The sequence below is a fragment of the Oceanisphaera sp. genome (assembly GCF_052084945.1).
In the GTDB taxonomy this organism is placed as follows: Bacteria; Pseudomonadota; Gammaproteobacteria; order Enterobacterales; family Aeromonadaceae; genus Oceanimonas.
Window position 1 is genome coordinate 1 of record NZ_JBQDEX010000080.1, and the last position, 13,120, is coordinate 13,120.

The 13,120-nt window shown below is 46.4% G+C and carries 11 protein-coding genes; 10 read left to right on the forward strand and 1 reads right to left on the reverse strand.

The window, feature by feature from the left end:
- Positions 1 to 158: 158 nt before the first annotated feature.
- From phoB to phoU, 7 genes are all read left to right on the forward strand, one after another.
- Positions 159 to 848 carry a phosphate regulon transcriptional regulator PhoB gene (phoB, locus tag ACTHY5_RS08345; protein WP_441878616.1) on the forward strand — a complete coding sequence of 230 codons (690 nt, stop codon included), beginning with the start codon at positions 159 to 161 and terminating at the stop codon, positions 846 to 848.
- 14 nt (positions 849 to 862) lie between these two features.
- Positions 863 to 2,173, forward strand: a complete 1,311-nt coding sequence (phoR, locus tag ACTHY5_RS08350; RefSeq protein WP_441878618.1) for a phosphate regulon sensor histidine kinase PhoR — start codon at positions 863 to 865, stop codon at positions 2,171 to 2,173.
- Between the two features lie 113 nt (positions 2,174 to 2,286).
- Positions 2,287 to 3,255, forward strand: a complete 969-nt coding sequence (locus ACTHY5_RS08355) for a PstS family phosphate ABC transporter substrate-binding protein (protein WP_441878620.1) — start codon at positions 2,287 to 2,289, stop codon at positions 3,253 to 3,255.
- 389 nt (positions 3,256 to 3,644) lie between these two features.
- Positions 3,645 to 5,891, forward strand: coding sequence for a phosphate ABC transporter permease (locus ACTHY5_RS08360; protein WP_441878622.1), 2,247 nt, complete (start codon positions 3,645 to 3,647; stop codon positions 5,889 to 5,891).
- A gap of 11 nt (positions 5,892 to 5,902) precedes the next feature.
- Positions 5,903 to 7,552, forward strand: a complete 1,650-nt coding sequence (gene pstA, locus ACTHY5_RS08365) for a phosphate ABC transporter permease PstA (RefSeq protein ID WP_441878624.1) — start codon at positions 5,903 to 5,905, stop codon at positions 7,550 to 7,552.
- Between the two features lie 89 nt (positions 7,553 to 7,641).
- A complete protein-coding gene (gene pstB, locus ACTHY5_RS08370; protein ID WP_441878626.1) occupies positions 7,642 to 8,460 on the forward strand; it encodes a phosphate ABC transporter ATP-binding protein PstB in 819 nt (272 codons plus the stop codon).
- Positions 8,461 to 8,469: 9 nt separating this feature from the next.
- Positions 8,470 to 9,183 (forward strand): phosphate signaling complex protein PhoU, encoded by a 714-nt coding sequence (phoU, locus tag ACTHY5_RS08375; RefSeq protein ID WP_441878628.1) that lies wholly within the window; start codon positions 8,470 to 8,472, stop codon positions 9,181 to 9,183.
- A gap of 241 nt (positions 9,184 to 9,424) precedes the next feature.
- Here phoU and rdgC read toward each other — a convergent pair whose 3' ends face one another.
- On the reverse strand, positions 9,425 to 10,333 hold the full coding sequence (gene rdgC, locus ACTHY5_RS08380) for a recombination-associated protein RdgC (RefSeq protein ID WP_441878630.1): 909 nt from the start codon (positions 10,331 to 10,333) through the stop codon (positions 9,425 to 9,427).
- Positions 10,334 to 10,504: 171 nt separating this feature from the next.
- Between rdgC and ACTHY5_RS08385 the strand changes: the two genes are divergently transcribed.
- The 3 genes from ACTHY5_RS08385 to ACTHY5_RS08395 form a co-directional block, all read left to right on the forward strand.
- Positions 10,505 to 10,939 carry an N-acetyltransferase gene (locus ACTHY5_RS08385; RefSeq protein ID WP_441878631.1) on the forward strand — a complete coding sequence of 145 codons (435 nt, stop codon included), beginning with the start codon at positions 10,505 to 10,507 and terminating at the stop codon, positions 10,937 to 10,939.
- A gap of 324 nt (positions 10,940 to 11,263) precedes the next feature.
- Complete coding sequence (locus tag ACTHY5_RS08390) at positions 11,264 to 11,725, forward strand: GNAT family N-acetyltransferase (protein WP_441878633.1); 462 nt, start codon at positions 11,264 to 11,266, stop codon at positions 11,723 to 11,725.
- Positions 11,726 to 11,781: 56 nt separating this feature from the next.
- Positions 11,782 to 13,120: diguanylate cyclase domain-containing protein (locus ACTHY5_RS08395; RefSeq protein WP_441878635.1), on the forward strand; the 1,339-nt coding region annotated here is incomplete at its 3' end.

Genomic DNA, 13,120 nt, shown 5'->3' on the forward strand with positions numbered 1-13,120 from the left:
TGCAAGCAAAAGATGTGATGAAGTGACAGGCTGATAGCTTAAAGCTGAGGGCTTCCCAAAAGGGGAAGGGCATAAATATCAAATGACACTAATTCATAAAACTGTCACATTGATTGCTAATAATGGTCACACATAAGGTCGGTTATAAGGATTGTGAAATGACACGGAAAATTCTGGTGGTAGAAGATGAAGCTGCCATTCGCGACATGGTATGTTTGATGCTTGAACAAAAAGGCTTTAGCCCAGAGCCCGCAGCGGATTACCAACAAGCTATCGATATGTTACAAGAGCCTTACCCTGAACTGATTTTATTAGACTGGATGCTACCTGGCGGCAGCGGTATTCAATTTATTAAACAATTAAAACAAAATGAGCTAACTCGGCAAATTCCCGTCATTATGCTGACCGCCCGTGCCGAAGAAGAAGATAAAATTACCGGTTTAGATGTAGGGGCTGATGATTACATTACCAAGCCTTTTTCAGTAAAAGAGCTAACCTCTCGACTAAATGCCGTATTGCGCCGAGTTGCCCCCACTGCCGCAGACGAGGCAATAGAAATACAAGGTCTTAAATTAGATCCCGTCACTCACAGAGTAACGGCTAATGAGCAGGCTCTTGAACTTGGGCCCACCGAGTTTAGATTATTGCACTTTTTTATGAGTCACCCTGAGCGTGTTTATAGTCGCGAGCAACTATTAAACAATGTATGGGGAACAAACGTTTATGTAGAAGACAGAACGGTTGATGTGCATATTCGTCGCTTGCGTAAGGCCATTTCTGCAACCGATCATCATTTATTTATTCAAACGGTGCGTGGTGCGGGATATCGCTTTTCTACTCGTCTTTAACCCTAGGTTTAACGATGCAATTACATGAATCTCGCCGTGGTTTATGGTGGCGTTTAGCCCTTTTTTATAGCGGTTTTTTGGTGCTGGGTTTAATGATAGACAATCTCTCTCTGGGGTTATTATGTGCCACCGTGCTGCATTTATTTTGGCATTACCGTTTTCAACATAAGCTTAAAGTGTGGTTATGGCGAGATCGAAGCTTGATCCCTCCTCATGGCACGGGCAGTTGGGAGTCTATTTTTAATGGTTTGTATCGCCAACAACAACGCCAGCGTGCTCGCCGTCGTGAATTAGCACGCTTAATTAAACGCTTTCGTCAAGGTGCCGAGGCACTGCCCGATGCCGCCGTGGTCATTGGTCACGATGGCAGCATCATTTGGTGTAATAAGCTTGCCCAACAGTTACTGGGCTTTCGTTGGCCAGACGATGCCGGCCAACATATTGGCAACCTGATCCGCACTCCCTTATTTATTACCTATATGGAGCAAGGTAACTTTTTAGAGCCTCTTGAATTACCCGCTCCCCAGCGCGAGCAAACCCTGCTCGAGTGTCGAGTGATGCACTATATTGAAGATCAATTACTGTTGGTGGTGCGCGATGTAACACGCTTGCGTGGCCTTGAGCAAGTGCGCAAAACCTTTGTTGCCAATGTGTCTCATGAACTGCGCACCCCCCTTACGGTATTAAAAGGCTATTTAGAGTTATTAGAAGACACGCCTGAGCCTGCTATGTGGCAAAAAACGCAAACTGTGATGTTAGATCAAACCTTGCGTATGGAAGCCTTAGTGCAACAACTGATGACCTTGACTCGTATTGAAGCCTCCGACACCGAAGACGATCAGCAGCCCGTTGATATGCCGAATATACTCATGATGCTTGAGCAAGAAGCCCAAACCTTAAGTGGGGACCGGCATCACCGGCTGCACTTTGAAGTAGACCCTGATCTTAAGGTGATGGGCTGTGAAGAGCAGCTGCGCAGTGTGGTGTCTAATTTGGTGTATAACGCTATTCGTCATACTGCGAATGGCACTACCATCACAGTGGAGTGGCGTTGTATTGGCAAAGGTGCTTACTTTGCAGTAACCGATACCGGCGAGGGCATATCGCCCAAGCACTTAGCCCGCCTAACCGAGCGTTTTTACCGTGTTGATAAAGCCCGCAGCCGTCAAACCGGTGGCTCAGGATTAGGCTTGGCCATAGTAAAACATGCGCTTGCTCACCACGGTGCACAATTAGATATCAGCAGTGAGCTAAATCAGGGCAGTTGCTTTAGCTTCACCCTGCCTGCGAGTCGGTTAATGAGAGCGTCAGGGGCGAGTGAGTAAGCGGCTAAACGCCATGACTTTTCATTTTTTTGTCATGATCATTTCACATCATTGTCATTTAACTCAGCGATACTGGCGGCGTCTTAAGGAATCTAACTCAGATGGAGAACAGCATGAAATTGAATAACCTAGTGACAGCGCTTGGTTTAACGGTCGCTTTAGCCTCAGGTTCAGCCTTGGCGAATAACGCAGCCTTAGCTGATTATGAAAAAGTAAGCGGCATTTCTGGTAACTTATCTTCTGTTGGCTCCGACACGCTCGCGAACATGGCCACCCTGTGGGGTGAGGCCTTTACTCACCACTATCCGAATGTGAACATTCAAATTCAAGCGGCGGGCTCTTCTACGGCACCTGCCGCACTGACGGAAGGCACTGCACAGTTTGGCCCTATGAGCCGAGGCATGAAAAGCAACGAAGTAGAAGCCTTTGAAAAGCGCTATGGCTATAAACCGACTCCTGTACGAGTAGCCATTGATGCGTTAGCGGTATTTGTACATAAAGATAACCCCATTGAAGGCTTAAGCTTAGATCAGGTTGATGCGATTTTCTCCAGTACTTTAGGCTGTGGCGCTAGCGAGCCAATTACCCAGTGGGGAAAAACGGGCCTGAAAGGCGATTGGAGTCAGCGCGACATTCAACTCTATGGCCGCAACTCAGTGTCAGGTACCTATGGCTACTTTAAAGACCAAGCCCTGTGTAAAGGCGACTTTAAAAATAATGTGAATGAGCAACCCGGCTCTGCCTCTGTGGTACAGTCTGTGTCTTCTTCACTTAATGCCATTGGTTACTCTGGCTTAGGTTATAGCACCTCTAGTGTGCGAGCTGTGCCATTAGCCGAAGCAGGCTCTACAGATTATGTGGCAGCGAATGCTGATAATGCGACAACCGGTGACTACCCCTTATCGCGTTTCTTGTACGTATACGTCAATAAACACCCCAATAAGCCATTAGGCCCCATGGAAGCTGAATTTATTAAGTTAATGCTTTCTAAACAAGGGCAAGATATTGTTGATCAAGACGGCTACGTGCCGGTACCTGCCGGTGTGATTAACGCCGATCTGAAAAAGTTAGGCTTAAAGTAAGCAACAAATAGCATAACTATAACAACAGCCCCGAGTTTAGCCTCGGGGCTGTTTGCGTTCCAGCTTACGGCCTAACTGCGGCCGAATAAATTTGACCCTACCCATATCCTCACCGCAAGTTGCCCTTACCCTATAAAGTCTTTTTCAGATCTTATCTCTATTTTTCCGTGGCTTCAGTGGATTCCGTTGCAAAAGATCTTGGTGTCAGTTTGCCTGTTCCCTATTTACCGCTTTTCAGCTGTCTAGGCGCTAAGCTCGGTATCTATAGCATATAGCGTTAAACGTAGGGCGTATGACGTTAAACGCATGGCTTTAAGTGTTGAGTTGTCACAAAGTTGTCATCTAGGGGTCTTACAATGCGGGCACTGGATATTTATTGAGGTGGCCTCATGTCAACCCAAACCCAAGCGACTAAGCAGACTTATGCCTTATCGGGCAGTCGCAAGCGTTGGCTTACAGACCGACTAGCACAATACGGCGTGACTGCCGGCGGTATTTTGGTGCTGGTGGCGTTATTGCTGATCTTTTTTTATTTACTGTATGTGGTTAAACCCATTTTTGATAGTGCACGTGTGACGCCTGGGGCTGAATTTAGCTTGCAGGTGAATGACGAGGCGGCGCTAGGCAAAGCGGTGCTATTAGGCGTAGAAGAGCAAAACGAGCTGATTTATCGTTTTAACGATCAAGGTAGTGTGCACTTTTACTCTCTTCCTAAGCAGGGGGAGTTAGTGTCTGAATTTGCCATTAATGAAACGGTGAGCAGCGTTGCCCACAGTGCCAGTCAAAAAATGGTGGCATACGGGGTGACAGGCGGCGCTATTAAAGTGTTATCGCCTCGCTTTAATGTGAGTTATCCCGATAACCAGCGGCTGATACAGCCCGAAGTGGTATTTCCCTTTGGTGAGGCCCCCTTAGTGGTAGACGAGCAAGGGCGCTCTTTAACTCAGCTGAGTATTGCCAGCCGCGATAATGACTTATTGGTGGCCGCCATTACCGATTCAGGTGCCGGGGTTCTCAGCCGTTTTGCCGGCAAAGAAAACTTTATGACGGGGGAGGTCTCTTTTAGTTCGACAAGAACTGAAATAACCGGGCTACCCGCTAAGGTGGATCAATTATTACTCACACCTAACCTACGCTTCTTATTGGCTCGTAGCGGTAATGAGGTGTCGGTGTTTGATGTGCGTAATATTAATAATTTAGTGTTGCGCAGCGTGCTGACGATGAACGCGCCTGGCGCCAATATTAGCCAATTAAGCTTATTGTCGGGAGGCAATTCGCTGTTAGTGAGTAATGACGATGGCACCATCTCGCAATGGTTTGAAGTGGCCAAAAATGGGGTTCGTGAGTTCACCTTTATTCGTGATTTTTCAGCCAATAGTGCTGTCGAGCAGGTTACGGCTGAAGTGAATCGTAAAGGCTTTATTACCACTTCTGCCAATGGCGACCTTGATATCTTTCATACCACTGGTGGTAAGCGGTTATTTTCAGCCCCCCTTGCCAAGGGAGCGGTCTCGGCGTTAGCGATTTCGCCGCGCAATTCGATGTTATTACTAGAAAAAGACAACCAAATAACCAGTTTTCATGTTGAGAACGAACACCCAGAAGTGACCATGAAAGCGCTGTGGACCAAGGTGTGGTACGAGGGCTATCCCGAGCCACAGTATGTATGGCAGTCCACCTCGGGCAGCAGTGACTTTGAATCTAAACTGAGCTTGATTCCTATTTCATTTGGCACCCTTAAAGCGGCTTTTTACGCCTTGCTGTTTGCGGTACCCATTGCCATTGCGGGGGCGGTTTACACGGCTTACTTTATGTCGCCTGGGTTGCGCAAAGTGGTGAAGCCGACCGTTGAAATTATGGAAGCGCTACCCACCGTTATTTTGGGTTTTTTAGCCGGTTTATGGTTAGCCCCCTTAATTGAAAGCCATTTGCCGGGCATGGTGATCTTACTGCTGATGTTGCCGGTTTCTGTATTGGTCGTGGCATTTGTTTGGCACCACTTACCTCAAAAACTCATTAATAGCGTGCCGCAAGGTTGGCAGAGCATAGTATTGCTGCCAGTGGTGGTATTGGTGGGTTGGCTATCTTTTGCGCTGAGCCCTTGGGTTGAAACTGTGTTATTTGACGGAGATGCTCGAGGCTTTTTAACCAATGAACTTGGCATAGGCTTTGATCAGCGCAACTCACTGGTGGTGGGCATTGCCATGGGCTTTGCGGTGATCCCTACTATTTTCTCGATTGCCGAAGATGCGGTGTTCTCGGTGCCACGTCACTTAACTAATGGTTCGTTAGCCTTAGGGGCAACGTCGTGGCAAACCTTAACGCGAGTGGTGATGCTAACTGCAAGTCCAGGTATTTTCTCGGCCGTTATGATGGGGCTAGGCCGAGCGGTCGGCGAGACCATGATAGTGCTGATGGCTACCGGTAATACGCCTGTGATGGACTTGAGTATCTTTAGTGGCATGCGCACCTTAGCGGCCAATATCGCGGTGGAAATGCCAGAGGCAGAAGTTAACAGCTCGCACTATCGGGTGCTATTTTTGGCCGCCTTTGTGTTGTTTGTTTTCACCTTCATGTTTAACACGGTTGCCGAGTTTGTTCGCCAGCGACTGCGTGACAAATACAGTTCAATGTAGAGGCATAACTCATGAATAAATGGTTTAAATCTGGCGCGCCTTGGATCTGGATGACAGGCGGTGCCGTTAGCGTGAGTTTAGTCGCGGTTTTAGGTTTGCTGCTATTAATTGGCTGGCGCGGGCTGACTTTCTTTTGGCCCCACAGCATTTATGAGTGGCAGGTGAGTGCGCCTACGGGCGAGCAGTATACTGTGATTGGTGAAATACACGACAGAGAACAGGTTCCGGTGGCGCAATTGCGCGGGGCGGGTCTCACACTTGAGGGCGTGAAGGCCGAAACCCTAACCCGATATTTAATTAAAACCGGTAACCGTGAGTTTGTGCCGCTTGATTTTCGCTGGTTACTAGAAACCAATATTATTGAGCGTCAGCAACCCGCAGACTTAGTAGTATTAGAGCGCACCAATCATGGCAACTTTTACGGCTATGTCGAACAAGTACTTCAAGGTGAGACTGTGGTCGCGGGGGACGTACGCGAACAGTTGCAAACGCGATTAAGCCGCGTGCGAGAGTTAAACAGTGAGATGAAGTCGCTACAAAAAGGCGACATTGGCACTATCAACTTTCAGCTTGAAAAATTGCGCCTTAAACAACGCAGTCTAGAGCTAGAAGGCGAAGCAACCGAGGCCGCCATTGCAGATATTCGCCAGCAAGAGCAGCAATTAAGGGCGGATTATCAAGTGCTTGAAAAACGCCTGTTTAGCTTACGCGAACAAGCCAGGCGCGATAATGTGGTAGTGCGAGATATGCGTGGCGAGCAGGTCACCTTATCTTTGGGTAATGTGTTAGATGCCACTTGGCCTAACGACATGAACGGCTTGGCGAAAGCAGGGCATTGGTTTTCACAAATTGGTAAGTTTGTGAGCGGTGAACCCCGCGAGGCCAACACCGAAGGCGGTGTGTTTCCTGCGATTTTTGGCACCGTGTTTATGGTTATTTTAATGGCCATTATTGTCACCCCCTTAGGCGTGGTAGCGGCCATTTACCTACATGAGTATGCTGGTAAAAATAATCTCACCAAAATTATCCGCATTGCCGTGATTAACTTGGCGGGGGTGCCGTCCATTGTATATGGCGTGTTTGGCTTGGGCTTTTTTGTCTATATGGTGGGAGGATCGCTTGATCAGTTGTTTTATCCAGAGTCTTTGCCCACCCCCACCTTTGGCTCGCCCGGTGTTTTATGGTCGGCGCTCACCTTGGCTATTTTAACCTTGCCGGTGGTGATTGTTTCAACTGAGGAGGGGTTATCGCGCATTCCAAGCTCGGTACGCCAAGGCTCATTGGCCCTAGGTGCCACTAAAGCGGAAACCTTATGGCGCATTGTGCTTCCCATTGCCAGCCCCGCGATTATGACGGGTCTTATTTTGGCCATAGCCCGCGCAGCAGGGGAAGTGGCGCCCCTAATGTTAGTGGGGGTGGTGAAGCTGGCACCTAATTTACCGGTAGACGGCAACTTCCCCTACTTACACGTAGAGCGCAAGTTTATGCACTTAGGCTTTCATATCTTTGATGTGGGTTTTCAAAGCCCTAACGTAGAAGCGGCACGCCCCCTAGTGTACGCCACCTCCTTTTTGTTGGTGACAGTGATTGTGGGCTTAAACTTAACAGCCATTGGTATTCGTAATCACTTGCGAGAAAAATTTCGCCTGTTAGATCAATAAATTAAGACCGGCAGGCAGTAAGCAGTCACATGCTAATCACGGTCTGCCCTTGGTCTGCGTACCCAGTACGACATAATTGAGGTAATAAAATGATGAATGTAGCCATGAGCCAAAATCAGCCATTAGTTCTCGACCCACAGCAATTAACGGCTGAACAAACGGCGCTACAAATTAAAGACTTAAATTTATATTATGGTGATAAGCAGGCGTTATTTAACGTAGACATGAAGATTGCCAAAGGGCAAGTGACCGCATTTATTGGGCCCTCTGGTTGTGGCAAGTCTTCTTTATTGCGTTGCATTAACCGCATGAACGACTTAGTTGATAATTGCCGTATTGATGGGCAAATATTGCTACAAGACCAAAATATTTACGATAAAAGTGTGGATGTTGCAGCACTTCGCCGCCAAGTGGGCATGGTATTTCAGCGACCTAACCCTTTCCCTAAAAGTATCTATGAAAATGTCGTGTATGGGCTGCGTTTGCAAGGCATTAATGACAGACGCCGCCTAGATGACGCGGTAGAGCGCTCATTACGCGGCGCGGCCCTATGGGATGAAGCGAAAGATCGCCTACATGAAAATGCCTTTGGTTTATCCGGTGGTCAGCAACAGCGACTGGTGATTGCTCGCGCCATTGCCATAGAGCCTGAGGTGTTACTGCTAGATGAGCCAACATCGGCACTCGACCCTATTTCTACCTTGGTAATAGAAGAGCTGATTAATACGCTAAAAGAACAGTATACGGTGGTGATTGTGACGCATAATATGCAACAGGCCGCTCGCGTGTCCGATCATACTGCCTTTATGTATATGGGCGATTTAATTGAATACACAGACACCAATACGCTGTTTACCACGCCTTCGAAGAAAAAAACCGAAGATTACATTACCGGACGCTACGGCTAAGGATATTGCATGAACAATCTTAATCTTAAAAAGCACATTTCTGGCCAGTTTAATGTTGAGTTAGAAGAAGTACTCAATCAGGTATTAGTCATGGGCGGTTTGGTCGAGCAGCAACTTACCGATGCCATTACCGCTATTCACACCCAAGATGTGGATTTAGCACGTTCAGTGGTGGCCAATGATCAGCAAGTAAATCACTTAGAAGTAGATATTGACGAAGATTGCACGCGTATTATTGCCAAGCGTCAACCGGCTGCGTCCGATTTACGATTGGTCTTAGCGATTATTAAAACCATTACTGATTTAGAGCGTATTGGTGATGTCGCTAAACGGATTGGCATGATGGTGGTGGATAACGCCAATAAAAAGCAACCGCCGCTAGTGTCGATGGAAAACATGGGGCACCGTACGGTAAAAATGCTGAATGCATCACTGGATGCGTTTGCCCGTATGGATGTGGCCGCCGCCATAGAAGTGCATAAAGAAGATAGCAAGGTAGACCGTGAATATGAGTCTATTATTCGCGAACTTATGACCTTTATGATGGAAGATCCGCGATCTATCCCACATGTGCTTAATGTATTATGGTGTGCCCGCTCACTAGAGCGAGTAGGGGACAGGGTACAAAACATTTGTGAGTACATTATTTACTTCGTAAAAGGAAAAGATGTACGCCATCGCAGTAATGAAGATATTTATAATCTATTAGATCCTAAGGGGTAGTGACTGGTGACTGGGGAATAGTGACTGGTGACTGGGGAATAGTGACTGGTGACTGGGGAATAGTGACTGGGGATTAGGGATTGGGGAATAGGATTAGCGTTAATATACTGCACTAATGTCGTCGCGGCTTTAGCTGCGAAATGGCGCCTAGCGCCATTCCATGCATGTGACTGGTGATTAGGGAGTGGGGAGCAGTTAGTTTTCCAGATTGCTATGACACTAGGAGTTGAGGTTTGCAGCGTTAGCGCTGCTCTTCTCCACCTAAAGCTTCAATTAAATCGGGTATAAAGCGAGACAGTTCGCCGGTTACCAGAGCAAAGTCAGCATCAAAGCGGGCGGCGGCATCTTCACTGGTAATGTCGTCATTTTGCTCGCGCAACTCTTCAGAAAACTTCAAGCGCTTCACGCTCATGTCGTCACTGAGAATAAAGCTCACGGTTTCGGCCCAGTTTAGTGCCAATTTAGTCACTAGCTTATCGGCTTCTAAATGTACTTTAATTTCGTCACTCAACAAATCTTGCTGCTTAGCACGAATAATACCGCCGTGCTCTAAGGCAGAACGTAACTCGGCCTCATCTTCTAATGCAAAGCCGTTAGCCGCAGCGCCTTCTTTTAGCCACTCGGTTAGCGTTAACTCAGGAGGTGTGGTCATGGCTAATGGCACCACGGGCAGCGAGCCAATACTTTTACGCAACAAAGCCAGCATATCTTCGGCACGCTTAGCTGAGCTGGCATCTACTGCAATAAAACCATCTTTAGGGTTAATCCAGGCAAAAGTTTGCTGAAAACGGCTAAAGGCACGGGGCAGTAAATCAACGATAATTTCTTCTTTAATGGCGTCTTTTTCTTTTTTCTTTAACGCGCGACCGTATTCAATTTCTAGCGTCTCCGCTTTTTCGGCAACCATGTCGTTAACCACAGAGCCGGGCAGCATTTTCTCTTCTTTTTTAGCGCAAATTAAAATTTGCTCATCAGCGATATGAGTCAGCGCTTGGCCTTGCTTACCTAAGGGAGACACCCAGCCAAACTTGGCCTGTTCCTGGCTATTACAAGGGGTAAAAGGCAAGGCCTCTAGTTGTTTTTCTAACTCTTCAATAGCCAGATCAAATGGGCGAGTAAAACGATAAATCTGCAGGTTCTTAAACCACATAGCATCCTCGATAGCGAGCCACAAAAAAGGCATTGTACTGCAAAGTGGCTTTGTGATCAGGCAGTCATTATCAATCAAGACACAGGACTTAGCTCACAGAGCCATATTAAAGCCAATCAGGCGGCGATTAAGCTCTGTACACTTATTATAAACAGCTGGCGGAGAACCCGAATGATACGACAAGCCAAGCCTAAAGATGCTGATGCCATTTTAGATGTTTGGCTGTTAGCTTCTTTGCAGGCACACGATTTTATACCCGCGGCATTTTGGTGGCAGCAACAAGAAGCCATGCGTGCCCGTTACTTGCCCATGGCCGAAATATGGGTGTGCGAACGCAAAAACCACGTACAGGGATTTGTAGCGTTAGTAGATGATTATTTAGCCGCCTTATTTGTGCGCCCCGATTGCCAGCAAAATGGCATTGGTAAAGCCTTACTTGATACAGCTAAACAACAACGCCAACAACTATCTCTAAAAGTATTTTGTGAAAATGACATTGCTGTTAATTTTTATACTCAGCAGCATTTTAACGTCACCGGGGAAGGGGTAGATGCCGCAACCAATCAGCCTGAATTATATATGGAATATCAACCCAGGGTCCGATAGGCAAGCTCTACAGTTTATGCCAACATACAAATTAACTTGTCATTATAAGCGCAATGAGAGTATCTGTTGTTTAGGCATTGTTTAGCGTCCATATTATGTGCGTTGCTTGATTTAGCATAATGGTGTTGTAGCTCTGTTATTGCATTGCAAAGTGGGGACGTGCAGCGTTAGCGTTTTCTGCTTTAGAGTCGAATAAGTAGCTAAATATGAGTAAAAACAGCTAAATTAGCAATAAAAGTAGTAAGTCTGTCGCTAAGCCACTTTTTTATTACTGATAAATATGGCTATATAGAGGACATGTATTTGTTGCTGGCAGGAGTGAGAATGGAAATCAGAAAGATCCGCAGTGGTGAGGCAGGTAGTATTTGGCGCTTGCTGCATAATACAGTGCACCGCATTAACCAAGCGGATTATAGTGATGAAGAGTTAGTGGTGCTAGCGCCAGATGAGTATGATGCACCCCATTGGGTGAGTCGATTTATTCGCACCCATCCGCTAGTGGCTACCGAAGGGCGAGATTTACTTGGTTTTGCTGAGTTGGCAGAAGACGGGCGTATCGACTTATTTTACGTGCATCACGATCATCAAGGTAAAGGAATAGGGCGCGCGCTGATGCAACGCTTAAGAGCGGAAGCTGCCTCTCGTGGTTTACACCAATTATATTGTGAAGCCAGTATTACAGCACGGCCATTTTTTGAAAATATGGGCTTTGAGTTTGTGGAAGATCGCGAACTAGAGCGTAAAGGTAAGCATGTACCTGTGTTGTTAATGAAAAGTAATATTTAGCTGCGTCAGTTATATTCAGCCTTTATTTGGTTCTCAACAATACAAGGCATACTAAAATGCTGAACATCAAACGCAGTTGCCTTTACAGTTTGGTCACTTTTATTTTTATCTTTGCCATCGGCAGTTACTATACCTACCTAAAAGTGACAGCTGAACGTAGCGAACTAAAGCGGACCATGGGTGATATCAGCAATGCGCAGTCTTCAATTATAGAGCGCCGGCTTAGGCACTCCTTATCAACCACTTATATTCTTGCTCAAGAAGTAAGGCGCAGCAACGGCGAGTTTAAGGATTTTGCACAATTTGCCGCAGAGGTGATGCAAACCATCGGTGGTGTGTCTAATTTGCAGCTGGCGCCTAATGGCATTACAAAAGCCATTTACCCATTAGCAGGTAATGAGCAAACATTGGGCTACAACTTATTACAGCTAGATAATCGAAAAAATGAAGCTTGGCAGTCTGTGAAAAGTAAAAAGCTCACCTTAGCTGGCCCTTTTCAGTTGATGCAAGGTGGCGTAGGGATTATTGGCCGAAACCCTGTCTTTTTAGAAGAGAAGGGAGAGCCTTATTTTTGGGGCTTTACCATAGCGCTTATTTATTTAGACGAGCTGCTAGCCAGTACAGAGCTGAGCCACTTACAACAAAATGGTTACGCCTTTCAACTATCGCGTATGCACCCCGATACTGGCAAAAAAGATGTGTTTGCGCACTCGACTACCCAACTACACGCATTACAGGTCGTAAAAAAGATCAGTGTGCCTAATGGAGAATGGACGATAACAATTAGCCGTGAAGCCAATTTTGGCACACAAATTATCATTGATATGCTATTGAGTTTCATTATTGCCAGCGCATTTACTTTATTTATACGGCGTATGTTACTTGAGCCCGAACGGTTGAGAGCCCTAGTAGAGGAGCAAACCCTTAAGCTACAAGCGCTGGCTTTTAATGATGAGTTAACCGGTATCGCTAATCGTCGCTCTGTTACAGAACAGCTAGATAAAGCCATATTACACATGCATCGTAATGAGCAAAGTATAGCCTTAATGTATTTAGACTTAGATGATTTTAAATATGTTAATGACACCGCAGGCCATGAAGTGGGCGATCAGTTATTAATTGAGGTAGCTAAACGCTTGAAAAGTGCCGTGCGAGAAACTGATATTATTGGTCGCTTAGGTGGCGATGAGTTTGCGGTTATATTAACCCATATAGATAATACTGAGAGCGTGCAAAAAGTGGCTGAAAAAATAATATCTGCCATTAGTAAGCCAATGAGATTGGCCAAAATAGAAGCTACCGTAGGTATGAGTATTGGTATTGCCTTAGCGCCACAACACGGCACCAACGGCGATGAATTATTAAACCACGCCGACTTAGCTATGTACCAATCTA

What these genes read in the sequence shown, in the direction of transcription:
- phoB (WP_441878616.1), top strand. Translation starts at nt 159, where the DNA reads ATGACACGGAAAATTCTGGTGGTAGAAGATGAAGCTGCCATTCGCGAC.
- ACTHY5_RS08390 (WP_441878633.1), top strand. Translation starts at nt 11,264, where the DNA reads ATGGAAATCAGAAAGATCCGCAGTGGTGAGGCAGGTAGTATTTGGCGC.
- rdgC (WP_441878630.1), bottom strand. Translation starts at nt 10,333, where the DNA reads ATGTGGTTTAAGAACCTGCAGATTTATCGTTTTACTCGCCCATTTGAT.
- ACTHY5_RS08385 (WP_441878631.1), top strand. Translation starts at nt 10,505, where the DNA reads ATGATACGACAAGCCAAGCCTAAAGATGCTGATGCCATTTTAGATGTT.
- ACTHY5_RS08360 (WP_441878622.1), top strand. Translation starts at nt 3,645, where the DNA reads ATGTCAACCCAAACCCAAGCGACTAAGCAGACTTATGCCTTATCGGGC.
- pstB (WP_441878626.1), top strand. Translation starts at nt 7,642, where the DNA reads ATGATGAATGTAGCCATGAGCCAAAATCAGCCATTAGTTCTCGACCCA.
- phoU (WP_441878628.1), top strand. Translation starts at nt 8,470, where the DNA reads ATGAACAATCTTAATCTTAAAAAGCACATTTCTGGCCAGTTTAATGTT.
- ACTHY5_RS08355 (WP_441878620.1), top strand. Translation starts at nt 2,287, where the DNA reads ATGAAATTGAATAACCTAGTGACAGCGCTTGGTTTAACGGTCGCTTTA.
- pstA (WP_441878624.1), top strand. Translation starts at nt 5,903, where the DNA reads ATGAATAAATGGTTTAAATCTGGCGCGCCTTGGATCTGGATGACAGGC.
- phoR (WP_441878618.1), top strand. Translation starts at nt 863, where the DNA reads ATGCAATTACATGAATCTCGCCGTGGTTTATGGTGGCGTTTAGCCCTT.